This window comes from Mycobacterium sp. IDUB_37 (assembly GCF_055419245.1).
Genome location: NZ_JBVAXG010000006.1, coordinates 44,905 through 61,778, shown reverse-complemented (window position 1 = coordinate 61,778; position 16,874 = coordinate 44,905). Strand labels below are relative to the sequence as shown.

Below are 16,874 nucleotides of genomic sequence, written 5' to 3'. Positions count from 1 at the left end.
GGCGCGCGGATTATCGTCCCCGACGAGTTTCCCGATCTTTGGCTCTTGAATTGTCGAGGGTAATTGTCGACGGCGTTAGGTTGACTCTCATCACTTCGAGTGCCAGTATGGCTTTTGCATGCACCTCGCTAGGTGAGGCGTCCGCACGGACATAGGCCACTGACCTCGAACGTCGAAAGACGCCCAGGGTCAGGACAGCTCTTCCCGGCTTAAGGGTTGAGCCCAAGTGGCTTCCGGCGTCAGCCGGATACGCCGTGTGGTGCCAAAGCTCTGTCGAGAGAGGTGCTGGTCCAGCTGCTTTTCTGGCGGACCTCATCTCTGCAGCGTGCGTCCGGCACCCGCGCGTGCCCTGGCCCTGAGGAGGTGGGAGCGAAGTGAGTCCTGGCGATAAACCCTATTCCAAGTCGACAACCATTTCGTTCCGGTCCGACCCGGGCGCTGTTTCCGCAATCTGATCTTGCCATTCCAGTAAACACGTTACTGTGCGCGTAAATTTCGCCGTCGCGTGTAATTGGAGTGCGCGCAAAATCTGCCAAATTTGTGTCGCCGGCTGCCCGAATTCGGATTCTTCCAGTCAGGAGAAACCCGATGGCACCCTTTGCCGCCGCGTTCGACTTCGCGGCCTTGCCGCCCGAGATCAACTCCGCGCGGATGTACAACGGCGCAGGCTCCGGGCCGATGCTCGCCGCGGCATCGGCCTGGAACGGATTGGCCGCGGAGTTGCGCACTACCGTGTTGTCCTACGACGCGGTTCTGCGGGCATTGACCGCCGAAGAGTGGTTTGGTCCGGCGTCAGCAGCGATGGCGGCCGCGGCCACGCCCCACGTTGCATGGATGAGCGCGACCGCCGCGCAAGCCGAGCAGACTGCCGCCCAGGCCGAAGCCGCTGCGAGCGCCTACGAAGTGGCAGTTGCGGCAACCGTGTCGCCACACCTCGTCGCGGCCAACCGGTCCCAGCTGGCAGCGCTGACCGCCACCAACGTACTGGGCCAGAACACCCCTGCCATCGCGGCGGCCGAGGCGCAGTACCTCGAGATGTGGGCGCAAGACGCGGCGGCCATGTACGGCTACGCCGGCTCCTCGGCGGTCGCGGCTGAGCTCAGCTCGTTCGCCGAGCCCCAGTCGCCCGGCGCCTCGGCTGCCGGCCGGCAGAACGGTTTGGCACAACTGATGTCGGCGATTCCCAGCGCACTGCAGGGCCTCTCCGGATCCAACGGGGGCACTGGCCTGACCGCTATGCAGAACTTCATCGATGCGTGGGGACCCAACGCGAACGTATGGAACACCATTACCTCCAGTGGCTTCTTCAACCCGGGCGCCACGATCGGGACGCTTTCCGACGCCGTCGGCGCATCGGCAGGCAAGGACGTGACGGGCGTGGCCCAAGCTGCGGCCTCGGGCGCGATCGGAGCTGCGGCCGATCCGCTCGAATCCGCGAGCGGCCTGCGCGGCGTGATCGCCGCCGGGGCCGGCAATGCCGGCAACGTGGGAAAGCTCTCGGTGCCACCGGCTTGGACGGCGGCCTCCCCGCTGGTCGGACCGCTGCATTCAGCGTTGGGCGGCACCCCGATGGTTGTGCCGCCGCCGATGCCGGGCGCATCAGGAATGCCCGGTGTACCGATGGGCAACCTTGCCACCCAGCCGTTCGGCCGCGCCGTGCCGCAGTACGGTTTCCGGCCGAACTTCGTCGTACGACCTCCCGCCGCGGGCTGACCCCGCCGCCTCTGACCAGCCAAAACACCGTTGACAGCAAAATGCCAGCAACTAGGCAGTTAGGTGGCAGGCGTTCTGACGCGCCGATTTCCGGACGTCATGCAAAAGTTATTCCTAACGTTAGGAGAACAGGACATGACAGCCAGGTACCGCCTGGCAGCCGTCCGCGACCGTGCCGGCCCAGCCGCGTTGCCCTACTGCTGCGCACTAGGCCCTTTCGCAGCCCTGGGCGTCATCTAAATTGCGTTTATGCGCTCACCGAATTTGCCGGATTCTCGCTGTCCATATTGCTTGAGATGAAGTGCAGATAACCTCACCTGAATAACACGTTTCATGCTTGCCGTGCGATGGAAATAGTCGCGCTGACCTCAGAGTTCGTGATGTCAGCGCGATTGCTGCGAGCGCATATCACGAGCACCGGGTACCTCCTGACGTTTCTTGTTTACTTCGCGATTACACGACAGGAACGCGGCGAAAATATCTTTGCCTGAGGATGTCGTGTTATCAAGAAGAGTTCTGAATCAGGGGAGCGCGCACACCTTGTTTTCGAACCCAAGAAATAAATCATGGAGCCTTAACCAGCGCATTGATCACCTTTGTGACGAGTACCCAGAGGCGCCAATTGCGCGCGGGCAACGGCGCCGTAATCACCATGACGGCCGTGACGGCACTGAGGGGATAAGAGGTACGCGGAATGGATTACGGGGCGCTGCCACCGGAGATCAACTCGGGGCGAATGTACACCGGCCCGGGTGCGGGACCCATGCTCACCGCAGCAGCTGCATGGGATGCTCTGGGAGCCGAATTACACTCCACCGCAGCAGCTTACGCCTCTACAATCGAGGGGTTGGCCGTCGGCACCTGGCAGGGCCCGACCGCGATCGCGATGGCGTCCGCAGTCGGACCGTATGTCTCCTGGATTTCCGCAACAGCGGCGCGAGCGGATCAGGCTGCCCAACAGGCACACGTCGCTGCCAGCGCATATGAAGTCGCTTTTGCGGCAACCGTTCCGCCACCCATAATCGAGGCAAATCGCGCGCTCTTGCTCGCCCTGATCGCCACCAACATCTTTGGTCAGAACACCCCGGCAATCGCGGCGACCGAGGCTCAATATATGGAAATGTGGGCCCAGGACGCCGTCGCGATGTATGCCTACGCCAGATCCTCCGCCACCGCAACACAATTGACGCCTTTCAGTGAGCCGCCACAAACCACCAATGCCGCCGCCACCGCAGCACAGGCTGCCGCGGTATCGCAGGTAACCGGCACCGCGGCCGGCTCAGACGTCACATCGCAACTGTCGCAACTGATTTCCTCGCTGCCGACGGCGCTGCAAGGCCTGGCATCGACCGTCACATCAGCGCCGACAACCGGTTCGACATCGCTGCTGCCGGGACTCGCTGTGCCGCAGATAGGTTCATTGACACTGCCACCGGCCGTGACGACCAACCTGGCCAACTGGAACACGATCATGGGCGCCCTCACCGGGTCCTACTCCTTTCAGGGGATGTCGGCCATACCCGGTGGCCCTTTCCTTTCCTTCGGCCAGGCATATGCGTGGGGCCAGAACGGGCAGGGCGCCGCCGCATTCCTCGCCGGGCCGAAACCCATCACCGGCGCGCTGGCGCCCATCGCCGAGGCCATCTCGCCACATCTGACCTCTGCGGGCAGCGCCGCCACAGGAGCGCTGGGCCGCGGGGCACTGGTCGGGGGCCTGTCCGTACCGCAGGGCTGGACTGCAGCCGCCCCGGCTATGGCGATCAAGACCCTCGCCTCGGCGCTACCCGCCAACTTGGCTGCCCTCCCGGCTGCCGGCATGGGCGAGACCGGTGTCTTCAGTCAAATGGCCCTGTCCAGCCTGGCAGGTCGCGCACTGGCCGCCACCACGACGAGCTCTGGATCCGGCGCCGCCACGGCAGCGGCGCTGGGCGGCATCGTCGCGGAGGCCGACCCCGCCACGGCCATGATCTTCGTCCTACCGGCGCTGGAGGACTGACCACGATGATCGCCTCGGTCACGGATGCGTCTCTCGCACAGATCATTCCGACTCACTCAACGAGCTGGGGGTAAAGAAATGTTTTTCGCCGCGTTTCCGCCGGAGATCAACTCGGGCCGGATGTACACCGGCCCAGGGGCGGGTCCGATGCTGGCCGCCGCCGCCGCCTGGGATGGGCTGGCAAGCGAACTGCAGTCCACCGCAGCGACCTATTCGTCGGTGATCGCGAGCCTGACCAGCGGGCCGTGGGTTGGCCCTTCTTCATTGGCGATGGCGGCTGCGGCCACACCGTACGCAACCTGGATGAGCGGTACCGCGGCACAGGCCGCGCAAGCGGCCAGCCAGGCGACTGCGGCGGCAGGCGCATACGAGGTGGCGTTCGCCGCACATGTGCCGCCAGAGGATATCGCGGCCAATCGCATCCAGCTGGCGTCGCTGGTGGCGACGAATCTGTTCGGCCAGAACACCGCCGCGATCGCGGCCACCGAAGCTCAATACGGCGAAATGTGGGCGCAGGACGCCGTCGCGATGGACACCTATGCCGGCTCGTCTGCGGCCGCCAGCGAGGTCACGACGTTCACTGACGCGCCACAGATCGTCAACGCGAGTGGCTCAGCCGGCCAGGCGGCTGTGCAATCGATCGGCACCGCAGCAACCAACCAGGTGTCGGGCTTGCTGCAAACGGTCGCGAACCTGAGCACCGATTACACCGCCACCGTCACCCAGCTTTTGAACGGTCTCTTCGGGTCAAGCGGGGCTTCGACGTTCACGGCGCTGTACTCGGCCGTCAAGGTCCCGCTCGGCTTTACCACCCAGTTCAACGACGTCGGGTTGTTGACCAATTTCCCGGTGTCCCAGGTGCTCAAGTTCGCCCCTTCACCTGGCCTGGGCTCGTTGCCCAAAGAGGCGTTGGGCGGTGGGCTGTTGCCACACTGGAACCGGGGTTGGCTGACCGGCTCGGTCACCGCGGACGCGAGCGCGAATTTTGGCCGCGGCACCTTGGTGGGTTCGTTGACGGTTCCGCCGAGTTGGACGGCAAACACCCCCGCGATCAGAACGGTAGCTGCCGCATTGTCGGCCGCCGGACCGGAAGCAGTGCCCGCGGCTGAGCTCGGCCAAGGCGGCCTACTGAGTTCAATGTCGTTGGCCGGCATGGTCGGAGCAGCCGTGGGAGCCGGAGCACCCGGCCCGTTCGCCCGTGCCGGCGTTCGAAGCCGCCTCACACCGGTCAAAGATCTCCAAGACCTCAAATCGCCGGAAAAGCTGCAACGCCTCGTCGCGCAGATCTCCGAGAAGCCCGAGAGTGTCCAGCACCACACCGTCGATCAAGCAGGTCTCGACAGCCTGCTCGAGCAACTGGCGAAGAAACCTGGGATCCATGCGGTGCATCTGGCAAAGAAGAAATCCACAGTCGTGCCACCGGATGCTCAGTTAGGTTGAGGGAGAGAGGATTCCATGTTGTCAATTGCGAAATACATTGCTAGGAAGGGAAAGTACTTCATCGGACTCTTCCTGGTGCTACTCGGTTTGTGTGCCGTGCTCGGCCTGCCGGCGCCGGCATCTGCCGACCCTGACGATGGCCCCGGTGATGACGACGCGGGATTTATTTCATCGCTGCGCAATGCCGATATCGGCGTCACCAATCCCGGTCAGGCGATCGGGTCGGCCCGAGCGGTGTGCACCTGTCTGAACAACGGCGAATCGGGCCTCGAATTGGTGCACGACTTGCAGACTCATAACCCTTCCTTGAATATGGACTCTGCTGCCCAATTCGCGGTGATTTCCGCGAAATATTATTGCCCCCATCATCTTTCCAAGAGCTGACACGAAGATAGAAATCAGAAAAGCCAGATCGAATTTGCCAGGACTGCAGCTATAGCCGCAGTCCTGGCTTTTTCATGTACGATGAGGGCTAGAACTCACCGTTGTCCTTCTTGCTGCCGAGGAGTCCGGTAACAAGGGCCATTCATTCGGGATGTTGCTGTGCTGCGCCACGCCGCCAACCGTAACCACGGTCAAAATCGCTGGTCGGGACGTATGGTTCGAGCACAATTGGGAAACCTGGTGAGTTTCATATGAGGTTAGCCGGTCCTCCGAACACGGCCGTTAACCCCACATTACGATGGCGGCCACAAAGGGGACCGGAGGTAACAGATGGACTTCGGGGCGTTGCCGCCAGAGATCAACTCTGGCCGAATGTATCTGGGGGCGGGATCTGGTCCGATGCTGGCCGCCGCGGCAGCATGGGACGCGCTTGGAGCGGAGCTTCATTACAGCGCGGCGTCCTACGGGTCGACGATCCAGGGTGTCACGGTCGGGTCGTGGATCGGCCCGGCATCGATCGCGATGACGACCGCCGCCGCGCCGTACGTGGCATGGATGACGGCGACGGCGACGCAAGCCGAGCAGACCGCCATGCAGGCCAAGCTCGCGGCGGGCGCATACGAGAGCGCATTCGCCGCGACAGTGCCACCGCCGGTGATCGAAGCCAACCGCGCGCTGTTGATGACGCTGATTGCCACCAACCTGCTCGGGCAGAACACGGCCGCGATCGCGGCTACTGAAGCCCATTACGCCGAGATGTGGGCTCAGGATTCCGCCGCCATGTACGCCTACGCCGGCGCGTCGGCCTCGGCAACTGTACTGACGCCGTTCACCGAGCCGCCGCAGACCACCGACCCGTCCGGGGTGGGCAGGCAGTCCGTCGCGCTCGCTGAAGCTGTTGGCGCCTCCGAGGTCCAGTCGCAGCTGGGACAGCTGATGAGTGCGATTCCCAACGTGTTGCAAACCGTCGGTCCCGCTGCTGCCGCCCCGGCAGCGACGACACCGATCGGGTCGGTCATCGAAGCCATCAATCCATTTGTCGTCGGTCTGCGTCCGTTTTTCGCCGCAATCACCGGTGCCTACAGCCCGATCGTTCCGTTTGTCCTGGGCGGCGGCTGGTGGTTGTTCGCCCTGCAAATCCTCGGTCTGAGCCAGAATGCGCCGGGCGTCGCATCACTGCTGAACACCGGCGGGAAACCGCTCGCCGGCCTGGCTCCACTGCGTGGCGGCTACGTAGCGTCCGTGACACCTGGCGGCGTTTCGGGGTCGATCGGGCATTCCACTCTGGTCGGATCACTTTCGGTGCCACAGAGCTGGGTGACGGCGGCGCCGGTGCTGAGGACGCTGACGTCCGTACTCCCCGGGGTGAGTCCGGGTGCGCTTGCCGCGCTTCCGGCGGCGGCCGAGGGCGGCTTGTTCGGTCAAATGGCCATGTCGAGCCTGGCCGGACAAGCGATGGCGGGAGCCACCGTGCGCACTGTCAGCAACGGTGCCTCCAGCATTACCGGAGGCGCGGTGGCAGCTGAGGAAGTCGCGACCACGGCGACCATCATTGTGATACCGGCGGACTGAGAGGCGGGGCTGATGAGTTTCGCGGTACGACCACCGGAAATCATCTCCGGTCAGATGTACACCGGCCCGGGCGCGGGCCCCATGATTGCGGCTGCCTCCGCCTGGGACGGGTTGGCGACCGAGTTGCAGGCCGCGGCGTCCTCGTACGGCATAGTCGTCGCCGGGTTAGCCGATGAAACATGGACCGGTCCGTCCTCGGTCGCGATGGCAGCGGCTGCGGCACCCTACGTGACCTGGATGTCGGCGACCGCGGCGCAGGCCAAGATGGCCTCCGACCAGGCGAAGGCGGCGGTGAGCGCCTATGAAGCCGCATTCGCCGCGGTGGTGCCGCCGCCGCAAATCGCGATCAACCGCAGCCAGTTGGCTTTGTTGGTGGCAACGAACATTTTCGGGCAGAACACGGGTGCGATCGCAGCTCTCGAGGCGCAGTACGGGGAGATGTGGGCCCAGGACACCGCGGCGATGTTCGCCTACGCCAGTTCATCGGCGGCCGCCGCCGAGCTGACGCCGTACACCGAACCCCCGCAAGTCGCCAATCCTGCCGGGCTGACCAGCCAACAAGCCGCGGTCGGGCAAGCCGGCGCCCTGGCAGCCGGCACCGCGGCGGCGACCGCCGCGCCGACCGCGGCACCGATCTTCCCGTTCGATATCGTCCTGCAGGTTTTGCAAGCTCTCGGCCAGGCCGGCACCTCGTATATGCAAGCTTTTGGCGAGGTGCTCAATGTCTTGGGCGGGACTCCGTTGGCAGCCTCGACGTGGGAGAACCTCTTCGGGATCGAAGCCGACATCGGCCGGTTCAGCACTGTGGCCAACAACGCAATGAGCGGGCCGAACCTCGGCATGACCGAGTTCAAGCTGTTCTGGAAGCCGCCTCTCGAGGACATCCCTAAGTCAGCGCTGGGGGCGGGGCTCGGGATGGCGCCGACTTCCGGCGTAACCAACCTGGCCAGTTCCGTGTCGGCGGGAACCGGCGAGGCCAACGTGGTGGGCAAGCTGTCGGTGCCGCCGAGTTGGGCCTCGGCCACGCCCGCCATCAGGATGGTTTCGAGTGCATTGCCGGCCGCCAGCATGGCCGCAGCCCCCGCGGCGGGCATGCCGGCGGACCTCGTCAGCCAAATGGCATTGGGGAGCATGACCGGTGGTGCCGCGGGCAGCGTCGGCGCCCAGGTCCTCAGCGGAAGCGGCGCGCGAGCCAGAGCCGGCGGGAAAGGCCCGGTGGAGCCGGTCAAGCTGGACAGCGTCATCGCGAAGCTGCAGAAGGAGCCTGAGTCGGTGCAACATTGGAACGTCGACAAGGCCGGACTGGACGGTCTGCTAGAGAAACTGTCGAAAAAGCCCGGCATCCACGCCGTGCACGTCTCCAAGGGGGACAAGCCGAAAATCATGTTGCCCGAGGGGCAGTAGCGATGGCTATCAGGCTCCTCTGCACAGTTGTCGGTGCCGCTTTGCTCGGCTTCGCGGCCCCGGCGCACGCCGACCCCGGCGGCGATACAGGCGGCAGCGACGCGTCGTTCCTTGCCGCCCTCGCCAACGCCGGCATCGCGGTTCCCAACCCAAGTCAGGCCATCACGTCAGCTCAAGCGGTATGCGGGTTGATGCGCAACGGTGAAACAGGTCTGCAGGTTCTGACCGACGTGAAGAAGCAGAACCCGGCGCTGACTCTGGACGGCGCCGCCCTGTTCACGGCCATCGCGTCGAGCACCTACTGCCCCGAGCACCTGGGACAACAAGAGGGCGGGTACTTCTAGGGAGACGTCGGTTTGCCTGTTCTCCACCTGGTGTTAACCCGTTTCTGATTACCTGCCGTAGCGATTGCGACAACCAGATCCGACAAGGAGAGGGGTAGCGCGGTGCAGCTTCTGAGCACTGCCGATTTCGCGCTCCGGCTAGGGGTCGGCGTCGGATGCGGTGCCCTCATCGGGCTCGAGCGGCAGTGGCGCGCCCGGATGGCCGGCCTGCGGACCAACGCCCTGGTCGCGGCGGGCGCCACGTTGTTCGTGCTCTACTCCGTTGCGACCGAGGACAGCAGCCCCACCAGGGTCGCGTCCTACGTGGTGTCCGGTATTGGCTTTCTCGGCGGAGGGGTAATCCTGCGTGAGGGCTTCAATGTCCGCGGACTCAATACCGCCGCCACCTTGTGGTGCTCGGCAGCGATCGGCGTGCTGGCCGCCTCCGGGCATCTGGTGTTCGCCGTGATCGCCACCGGCACCGTCGTCGCCATCCATCTGTTCGGACGCCCACTGGGCCGATTGATCGACCACGACAACTCCGGCGAAGAGGACGAGGGCTTGGAGCCCTATCAGGTCCAAGTGGTCTGTCGCCCCAAGTCGGCAAAGCATGCCCGCGCCGAAATCGTGCAGCACGCCAACCACAACGACATCATCTTGCGCGGTATCCACACCGGGCAGATCGAAGACAACGTCACGCTGACCGCACAGGTGTTGTTGAGTGGCCATTCGCCGGCGAAGCTGGAGCGCCTGGTGGGCGAGCTATCGCTGCAGCCAGGCGTCTCCGCGGTGCACTGGTACGCCGGCGAACATACGAACCCGGTACTGCCGCAGTCCGACTGACTATGTTGCGGGCCTGGTCTGCAGGTCTGGCGCGGCGGCGGCCAGCAGGTCCGCCCGAATTCGGGTCAGCGGCGGGTAGATCCGCCGGCAATTGATGGTCTGCTTGGTGGCCTTGGCCTGCGCGCCGCGGGCCACCACCGTGCGATCCCACCCCTCGGTATAAACCGCATCCGCTGGCCCGAGATCGAGAACTGTTACATACCAAGGGATTCGAAGTGGCAGCAGTGGCTTGGCAAACAAATCGCTGATCACGTTATAGCCCGCGTAGCGCCCCATCGGTCGTCCGTGTTGACACGACATGACCGACAGATGCTCATCGTCCATCCGGGCGGCGGCCACATCGCCGGCGGCGAACACCGAAGGCACTCCGACCACGCGGAGATAGTCGTCGACCTCGACTCGGCCGAGCCGGTCGCGGCTTACACCGAGTTGTTCGGTCAGCACACTGGCCCGCATTCCGGCACACCACACCACCGTGGCCGCTTCGAGTTGCTCGCCCGATGACAGCGACACCGTGTCCGGGCCGACCGCCGTAACGCCCACCCCGGTCCTGGTCTCAACACCGTTGTCTGACAACGCCTTTTCGATTACCGGACGCGCCGAGTCACCCATGTCTGAGCCGACCAGCGGGTTGTGGTCCACCAGCAGGACCCGCGGAGCAACGCCAAGCGCCCGCAATCTGCTGGGCAGTTCGCAGGCCGTCTCGATTCCGGTCAGTCCGGCCCCGACGACCACAACGGTCGCGGCCGAGCGCGTCGGTGGCCGGGAGCCGAGGGTCTGCAGGTGATGTTGCAACCGCATCGCGGCGTCATAGGTGTCGACATCGAAGCCGAACTCGCGCAGTCCCGGTAAATCGGGCCTGCTCACCCGACTGCCGGACGCGAGCACCAGGCGGTCGTAGCCAAATGTCTGACCGGTTGCGGTGCTGACGCTGCGGGCGTCAGTGTCGATCCCGGTCACCTCAGCGCTGACATGCTCGACGCCGGCGGGTTCGAGCACGTCAGCGATCGGGATGCGGCACGAGCTGAGGTCGGCCTCGTAGTTCCGGACCCGGATGTCGTGGAAAGGTGCCGCACTCAACACCGCGATATCGACGCTGCCCGTCGGGACAGCCAGCTCGTCGAGTCTTCTTGCCGCACCCAGCGCCGTCCACAGCCCGGCGAAACCGGAGCCGATCACCAGTACCCGGGTCACGCGGACAGCACCTGGCGAATCTGTCCCATCGTCACCTTGGCCTTCGGGCCGGGCAGCAGCATCCACGTATGCATACCGCCGTCGAGTTCGTACCAGCCGATGTCGAGACCCTCAGCCCTCGCCCGCCGATGAAAGGCACGGGCGTCGGGGTTCAGCACGTCATGGGTCCCGGTGAAGACCGTCAACCGAGGCAGTCCGTTCAGCGGTCCCACACTCGGGCTGAGCAGGGGCGTGTCCAGCGGATCACCTCCGGCGTAGCGGATGGCCGCGGCTCGCAGGTCATCGAGGTTGAGGAACGGGTCGATTTTTGCGACCGCCGGAACATCGGGATCCGGCAGGCCCAGATGCATCCAGGGGGACAGCAGCACCGCGTCGGTCGGCTGAGGCAATCCGGCGTCGCGCAGCGCGTGACACAACGCGAACGCCATTCCGCCCCCGGCTGAATCGCCCATGAATGCAACAGAACCCGGGTCTGCGCTGTCCAAGATGCGACGGTAAACCTGCAGTAGGAACGGAAACACCACGCGGTAACTGTTTTCCGGAGCGATCGGATAGATCGGCACGGTGATCGTGCGGCGCAGCGTCTGCGCCAGCCTCGCGATCGCGGGCCAATGGAAGTGCGGTAGCAGATCCAGCACATAGGCGCCGCCGTGCAGATAGAGCAGATGCCCGTTCAGATCGTTCGGGGCGACGTTCCGGGGGCTGACCTGATAGACGGCACGGCCGCCGATATCTGCCCGGGTGACGTCGACTTTCTTCAGCACCAGTTTTGTCGGCCGTCCGCTGTAGGGCTGCCGGGGGTGCGTGGCCCAGCGTTCCAGCTTCGCCGGCGGGAACATGCGATTGCGCACACCGCTGGCGCGCAGCAACCGTTGGGTGACGTGCGGCTTGCGTATCGGACGGATCATCGCGCTCACCAGCCAGTAGTCTGTCTCATGTGAGTGCTGCGACAGGCTTCATCTCCGCACTGCCCGCGGAGATGCGCGATCCGGTGTTGTTTGCCATTCCCTTTTTCCTTCTGCTGTTGACGCTGGAGTGGACGGCGGCCCGCAAGCTGGAGAAGTTGGATGCAGCCGCCGCGGTCGATGACTCACCGAAAGACCGACCGTCGTCCGGCGCTTACCTCACCCGCGATTCCATGGCGAGTATCTACATGGGGCTGGTGTCGATCGGCACCACAGCTGCGTGGAAGACGTTGGCCCTGCTGGGATACGCCGCGTTGTATACGTACGTCGCTCCGTGGCACCTCCCTGCGACCAAGTGGTACACCTGGGTCGTCGCGATCCTGGGTGTCGACCTGCTCTATTACTTCTATCACCGCGTCGCGCACCGCATCCGGCTCATCTGGGCCACCCATCAGGCTCACCACTCGAGTCAGTACTACAACTTCGCCACCGCGCTGCGGCAGAAGTGGAACAACAGCGGCGAGATCTTGATGTGGCTTCCGTTGCCGCTGCTGGGACTTCCGCCGTGGCTGCTGTTCTTCAGCTGGTCACTGAACCTGATTTATCAGTTCTGGGTGCACACCGAGCGCATCGACAAGTTGCCGCGATGGTTCGAGTTCGTCTTCAATACTCCGTCGCATCACCGGGTGCACCACGGCATGGACCAGCTCTATCTGGACAAGAACTACGGCGGCATCTTCATCGTCTGGGACCGCATGTTCGGCAGCTTCCAAAAGGAGCTGTTCCGGCCGCACTATGGGCTGACCAAACAGGTCGACACCTTCAATATCTGGAAGCTGCAGACGCGTGAGTACGTGGCGATCGCGCACGATTGGCGATCGGCAACGAGGCTGCGCGACCGGCTGGGTTACGTCTTCGGCCCGCCGGGCTGGACACCGAGTGCGACCGCAAAGGCCGAGCAAGCCGCGCGGCTGATCACATCTCGGTAACGCTGCCGACCTTCCGAGCGAAAGCTTTAGTGTTGTAGTTATATCGCCGTGACTTTTGTTGCGGCGCTTTCTCGACACGGCGGAGGAGAGCCATCGTGAGCGGCTTGACAGTGCGCGCATTCATCGCACCAGCAATTTTTGCGGCATTAGCCGGTGGGCTGTTGCCGCCGGCGACCGGTAACGCCGACCCGGTAACCGTGTACCCGGGCATGGAGATCCACCAGGACAACCATGTCTGCACGATGGGGTTCGTCGACACCAGGACCCGAATGGCGTATACGGCCGGACACTGCCGGGGTGGCGGCTTGGTCTACGACGTGAACAACAGTGTGATCGGCCGGATGACGACATTCCGGGACAACACACCCACCGGGTCAACAGTCGCCACCGACCAGTTGATCACCGACTATGAGGCGATTGCGCTGGCAGAAGGTGTCGGCGTGAGCGATGCTCTGCCCGGTGGCCGCGCACTGCACTCCGGCGGTGCGCCGGCGGCGCCCGGTCAGGCGGTCTGCCACTTCGGCATCGCCACCGGCGAAACCTGCGGGACGGTCGAGGGCGTGAACAATGGATGGTTCACCATGACCAACGGCGTGCAGACGCAGCAGGGCGACTCCGGCGGACCGGTCTACTTGGCTGCCAATGGACAGTTGGTCGGAATCTTCAACAGCGTCTGGGGAACGCTGCCGGCGGCGGTGTCCTGGCAGGCGGCCTACCAGCAAATGCGCGAGGACATGGGCGCCAACCCCAGCTAGCGACCAGTCTCAGCCCGGGCTCAGCGCGAACACCGGGATCGACGCGGAAGCCGCCCGCAACTCCTGGCCCCCGGACTGTGGGGTCAGTTCGCCGACGTAGTCCTTGACCTGCCAATACCACCTGCCCAGATACCTCTGCAGGATCTCGGGCTTGTCGTCGTCGGCAACCTCGCTGGCGGTGGCGCGGACACGCCGCCACCGGGGTCCGGTTTCGACAACGCCCGCTGCGCGGACGTTTCGCGCCCACTGGGTGTTACCTCGCGGTGAGACGAGGTAATCGACACCGTCGACGGTCAACAGGTTGACCACCACGTCGCGTGCCTGCCCGGTCTTGCGGCCCCGTACCCGCAGCGCGCGGGTTCCGGCGATGCTGATTCCCATTTCGGCGAGCCAGCGGACAAACGCGTTTGCGACGCGCGCTGCGCGATTCGGTTCCTGGTATTGCGTGGACATGAAGCCTCCCGACAGGTTCTGACGAGAGCAGTGCTCTCTCTTGTGATTACGGTGTCACACCCGTGACGGATAAGCAAGAGCGGTGATCTCGCTTGTGTCACACTTAGCCACGTGGGCAAACGCCAGGAATCGCGGGAGCAAATTGAGGCGCAGATCGTCGAACTCGGGCGCCGCCACCTGGTGGATCACGGCGCGGCCGGATTGTCGCTGCGCGCGATCGCCCGGGATCTTGGCATGGTCTCGTCCGCGGTGTACCGGTACGTAGCGAGTCGGGACGAGCTGCTGACGTTGCTGCTCATCGATGCCTACACCGACCTGGCCGAGACGGTTCGCCAGGTTCGCGAAGATACTGTCACCGACTTGTGGAGCGAAGACGTACTCGCCATCACGCACGCGGTGCGCCGCTGGGCGGTCGCTCACCCGGCCCAGTGGGCGCTGCTCTACGGCAGTCCGGTTCCCGGGTACCAGGCACCGGCGGACCGCACTGTCGCAGTGGGCACGCGGGTGGTCGCAGACTTGTTCGACGCGATTGCGGCCGGCATCACCACCGGCGACATCCTGCTGACAAAAGACGCCGCGCCGCAGCCTATGTCGTCGGACTTCGAGCGGATTCGGCATGAGTTCGGATTCCCGGGCGACGACCGCGTCATGGCCAAGTGTTTCCTGCTCTGGGCGGGCGTGATGGGGGCGATCAGCCTCGAGGTTTTCGGACAATATGGCGCCGATACGCTGACCGACCCGTTGAGCATGTTCGACACGCAGGTCCATCTTCTGCTCGACATGATCGGTCAGCGCTGAGGAGGAATTAGAACGTGTTCACCCGCCGTTGGCGAGCCCTCCCACGCCAGCGACGGCAAAGAGTTCGGCGCTCTTCCAGCCGACGGACGGACTGAGCTATCCTGCGAGGCGATGAACCTTCTCGTTCAGTCACCCATCCAGATCGGCTGGGTCACCTCCGACATCAAGGCCACCGAAACGGCCCTCACCGGGCTTTTAGGCGTCCGAAAGTGGGTTCGCATACCGGAGGTGCATTTTGCTCCCGACAGTTGCACCTTCCGGGGTGAGCCCGCCGACTTCTTTGCCCACATCTCACTTAGCTATCTCGGGGACATGCAGCTCGAGCTAATCGAGCCGATCCGCGGGGAGAATATCTATAGTGAGTTTTTGCGGGACCACGGCCAGGGTCTGCACCACATCTGCGTAGAAGCAGAAAGCCTGGACCGCTTCGACGCCGCACTCGCCGATGCCGCCAGCAACGGCGCGCCGGTGGTACAGCGGGGCGTGATGCCCGGCGGAATGCACTTTGCCTATATCTGCGCGCCCGAGGTGGGCGTGCCGTTCGTGGAGATCGCCTATCTCTCGCCAGAGATGAAAGCGTTCTACGACTACATAAAACAGGAGCAGCGGTGAGCACCGACATCCCAGCCACGATCAGCACCGACACAGTGGAGTCCTGGTCGGACGAGGTCGACGTGTTGGTGATCGGATTCGGCATTGCCGGTGGCTGTGCGGCCGTCACCGCGGCGGCCGACGGCGCCCGGGTGCTGGTATTGGAACGCGCGGCCGCGGCCGGCGGCACCACTTCGATGGCGGGCGGGCACTTCTACCTGGGCGGCGGCACGGCCGTCCAGGAAGCGACCGGCCATGCCGATTCACCGGACGAGATGTACAAATACCTCGTCGCCGTCTCGCGGGAGCCAGAACTCGACAAGATCCGCGCGTACTGCGACGACAGCGTCGAGCACTTCAATTGGCTTGAGGCACTGGGATTTCAGTTCGAACGCAGCTACTACCCCGGGAAGGTGGTCGTGCCGCCGGGAACCGAGGGGCTCAGCTATACCGGCAACGAGAAGGTGTGGCCGTACTGCGAGCAGGCGCAGCCCGCACCGCGTGGACATTCCGTGCCGGTGCCGGGCGAATTGGGCGGCGCAGCGATGGTCGTCGACCTACTGGTCAAGCGCGCCGACGAATTGGCAGTGCAGATCCGCTACGAGACCGGGGCAACCAACCTCATCGTGAACGACGACGGCGCGGTGGTAGGCGTCGCGTGGAAACACTTCACCGAGACGGGCGCGATCAAGGCCAAGGCAGTTATCGTCGCCGCCGGTGGCTTCGCAATGAACCCGGACATGGTTGCCGAGCACACCCCGGCGTTGGGCCAGCAGCGGCGGACCAAACACCACGGTCTGGTCGCGCCCTACATCCTCGGCAACCCGAACGACGACGGACTGGGGATCCGACTCGGCGTCTCGGTAGGCGGCGCGACCAAGAACATGGACGAGTTGTTCATCACGGCGGCCGCGTACCCGCCGGCGGTGCTGCTGACCGGGTTGATCGTGAACAACGACGGCAAGCGCTTTGTCACCGAGGACTCTTATCACTCGCGCACTTCCGCATTCGTACTCGAACAACCGGAGCAGACGGCCTACTTGATCGTCGACGAGGACCACATGCAGATGCCCGAGATGCCGCTGATCAAGTTCCTCGACGGCTACGAGACCATCGGTGAGATGGAGACCGCGCTGGGCATCCCTGCGGGCAACCTGGCCGCAGCGCTGGAGCGCTATAACGAGTCCGCGGCCAAGGGCGAGGACCCAGACTTTCACAAGCAGTCGGAGTTCGTAGCGCCGCAGGTCAAGGGGCCGTGGGCGGTGTTCGACCTGTCCCTCGGCCGGGCGATGTACTCGGGTTTCACCATCGGTGGACTCGCGGTGTCGCTCGATGGGGAAGTGCTCCGGGAAGACGGTTCAGTGGTGGCCGGCCTGTACGCCGCCGGAGCCTGCGCGTCCAATATCGCCCAGGACGGCAAGGGGTATGCCAGCGGGACACAGTTGGGTGAGGGGTCCTTCTTCGGGCGCCGCGCCGGAGCCCACGCGGCGGCTGCCGCGGGGGAGTAGGCGCGC

General features: G+C 64.5%; 16 protein-coding genes and 1 riboswitch. Of the genes, 13 read left to right on the top strand and 3 right to left on the bottom strand.

All coding sequences use genetic code 11. The features are described 5' to 3' along the window. The first annotated feature begins 117 nt into the window (after positions 1–117). Positions 118–289: riboswitch (M-box (ykoK) riboswitch) on the top strand. 299 nt (positions 290–588) lie between these two features. The 8 genes from ACZY1I_RS20680 (at position 589) to ACZY1I_RS20645 (ending at position 9,675) form a co-directional block, all read left to right on the top strand. Further along, a complete protein-coding gene (locus ACZY1I_RS20680; protein ID WP_463756446.1) occupies positions 589–1,713 on the top strand; it encodes a PPE family protein in 1,125 nt (374 codons plus the stop codon). A gap of 694 nt (positions 1,714–2,407) precedes the next feature. Then, on the top strand, positions 2,408–3,709 hold the full coding sequence (locus tag ACZY1I_RS20675; protein ID WP_463756444.1) for a PPE family protein: 1,302 nt from the start codon (positions 2,408–2,410) through the stop codon (positions 3,707–3,709). Positions 3,710–3,787: 78 nt separating this feature from the next. Then, complete coding sequence (locus tag ACZY1I_RS20670; RefSeq protein WP_463756443.1) at positions 3,788–5,149, top strand: PPE family protein; 1,362 nt, start codon at positions 3,788–3,790, stop codon at positions 5,147–5,149. Positions 5,150–5,164: 15 nt separating this feature from the next. Then, entirely contained in the window at positions 5,165–5,533 is a 369-nt protein-coding gene (locus ACZY1I_RS20665) for a DUF732 domain-containing protein (protein ID WP_463756439.1), read from the top strand. 330 nt (positions 5,534–5,863) lie between these two features. Continuing rightward, positions 5,864–7,105, top strand: a complete 1,242-nt coding sequence (locus ACZY1I_RS20660; RefSeq protein ID WP_463756436.1) for a PPE family protein — start codon at positions 5,864–5,866, stop codon at positions 7,103–7,105. A gap of 12 nt (positions 7,106–7,117) precedes the next feature. Further along, positions 7,118–8,509, top strand: a complete 1,392-nt coding sequence (locus ACZY1I_RS20655; RefSeq protein ID WP_463756434.1) for a PPE family protein — start codon at positions 7,118–7,120, stop codon at positions 8,507–8,509. Between the two features lie 2 nt (positions 8,510–8,511). Continuing rightward, positions 8,512–8,853: a DUF732 domain-containing protein gene (locus tag ACZY1I_RS20650; protein ID WP_463756430.1), complete on the top strand. Its 342-nt coding sequence runs from the start codon at positions 8,512–8,514 to the stop codon at positions 8,851–8,853. 102 nt (positions 8,854–8,955) lie between these two features. Continuing rightward, positions 8,956–9,675 carry an MgtC/SapB family protein gene (locus tag ACZY1I_RS20645; protein ID WP_463756428.1) on the top strand — a complete coding sequence of 240 codons (720 nt, stop codon included), beginning with the start codon at positions 8,956–8,958 and terminating at the stop codon, positions 9,673–9,675. Here the strand turns inward: ACZY1I_RS20645 and ACZY1I_RS20640 are convergent, their stop codons facing one another. Then, on the bottom strand, positions 9,676–10,869 hold the full coding sequence (locus ACZY1I_RS20640; RefSeq protein ID WP_463756425.1) for an NAD(P)/FAD-dependent oxidoreductase: 1,194 nt from the start codon (positions 10,867–10,869) through the stop codon (positions 9,676–9,678). Further along, positions 10,866–11,777, bottom strand: coding sequence for an alpha/beta hydrolase fold domain-containing protein (locus ACZY1I_RS20635; RefSeq protein WP_463757139.1), 912 nt, complete (start codon positions 11,775–11,777; stop codon positions 10,866–10,868). Before ACZY1I_RS20635 ends, ACZY1I_RS20640 begins: the two co-directional genes overlap by 4 nt. 29 nt (positions 11,778–11,806) lie before the next feature. On the opposite strand from ACZY1I_RS20635, the gene ACZY1I_RS20630 reads away from it, so the two are divergent. After that, positions 11,807–12,763 carry a sterol desaturase family protein gene (locus ACZY1I_RS20630; protein WP_463756423.1) on the top strand — a complete coding sequence of 319 codons (957 nt, stop codon included), beginning with the start codon at positions 11,807–11,809 and terminating at the stop codon, positions 12,761–12,763. A 92-nt stretch (positions 12,764–12,855) separates the two neighbouring features. Next, positions 12,856–13,518, top strand: coding sequence for an Rv1815 family serine proteinase (locus ACZY1I_RS20625; RefSeq protein WP_463757137.1), 663 nt, complete (start codon positions 12,856–12,858; stop codon positions 13,516–13,518). A gap of 9 nt (positions 13,519–13,527) precedes the next feature. On the opposite strand, the gene ACZY1I_RS20620 is transcribed toward ACZY1I_RS20625, so the two are convergent. Continuing rightward, positions 13,528–13,971, bottom strand: a complete 444-nt coding sequence (locus ACZY1I_RS20620) for a nitroreductase family deazaflavin-dependent oxidoreductase (RefSeq protein WP_463756420.1) — start codon at positions 13,969–13,971, stop codon at positions 13,528–13,530. A gap of 111 nt (positions 13,972–14,082) precedes the next feature. On the opposite strand from ACZY1I_RS20620, the gene ACZY1I_RS20615 reads away from it, so the two are divergent. The 3 genes from ACZY1I_RS20615 to ACZY1I_RS20605 all read left to right on the top strand — a co-directional run bounded on the left by ACZY1I_RS20615 (position 14,083) and on the right by ACZY1I_RS20605 (position 16,868). Continuing rightward, positions 14,083–14,769: a TetR/AcrR family transcriptional regulator gene (locus tag ACZY1I_RS20615; RefSeq protein WP_463756418.1), complete on the top strand. Its 687-nt coding sequence runs from the start codon at positions 14,083–14,085 to the stop codon at positions 14,767–14,769. Between the two features lie 111 nt (positions 14,770–14,880). After that, complete coding sequence (locus ACZY1I_RS20610; RefSeq protein ID WP_463756416.1) at positions 14,881–15,381, top strand: VOC family protein; 501 nt, start codon at positions 14,881–14,883, stop codon at positions 15,379–15,381. Next, a complete protein-coding gene (locus tag ACZY1I_RS20605) occupies positions 15,378–16,868 on the top strand; it encodes an FAD-binding protein (protein WP_463756414.1) in 1,491 nt (496 codons plus the stop codon). The genes ACZY1I_RS20610 and ACZY1I_RS20605 overlap by 4 nt, the downstream gene beginning before the upstream one ends. Positions 16,869–16,874 lie beyond the last annotated feature (6 nt).

Bases quoted from the DNA above. Each gene is read 5' to 3' on its own strand.
- ACZY1I_RS20680 (WP_463756446.1), top strand. From the start codon at position 589: ATGGCACCCTTTGCCGCCGCGTTCGACTTCGCGGCCTTGCCGCCCGAG.
- ACZY1I_RS20675 (WP_463756444.1), top strand. From the start codon at position 2,408: ATGGATTACGGGGCGCTGCCACCGGAGATCAACTCGGGGCGAATGTAC.
- ACZY1I_RS20670 (WP_463756443.1), top strand. From the start codon at position 3,788: ATGTTTTTCGCCGCGTTTCCGCCGGAGATCAACTCGGGCCGGATGTAC.
- ACZY1I_RS20665 (WP_463756439.1), top strand. From the start codon at position 5,165: ATGTTGTCAATTGCGAAATACATTGCTAGGAAGGGAAAGTACTTCATC.
- ACZY1I_RS20660 (WP_463756436.1), top strand. From the start codon at position 5,864: ATGGACTTCGGGGCGTTGCCGCCAGAGATCAACTCTGGCCGAATGTAT.
- ACZY1I_RS20655 (WP_463756434.1), top strand. From the start codon at position 7,118: ATGAGTTTCGCGGTACGACCACCGGAAATCATCTCCGGTCAGATGTAC.
- ACZY1I_RS20650 (WP_463756430.1), top strand. From the start codon at position 8,512: ATGGCTATCAGGCTCCTCTGCACAGTTGTCGGTGCCGCTTTGCTCGGC.
- ACZY1I_RS20635 (WP_463757139.1), bottom strand. From the start codon at position 11,777: ATGATCCGTCCGATACGCAAGCCGCACGTCACCCAACGGTTGCTGCGC.
- ACZY1I_RS20620 (WP_463756420.1), bottom strand. From the start codon at position 13,971: ATGTCCACGCAATACCAGGAACCGAATCGCGCAGCGCGCGTCGCAAAC.
- ACZY1I_RS20610 (WP_463756416.1), top strand. From the start codon at position 14,881: ATGAACCTTCTCGTTCAGTCACCCATCCAGATCGGCTGGGTCACCTCC.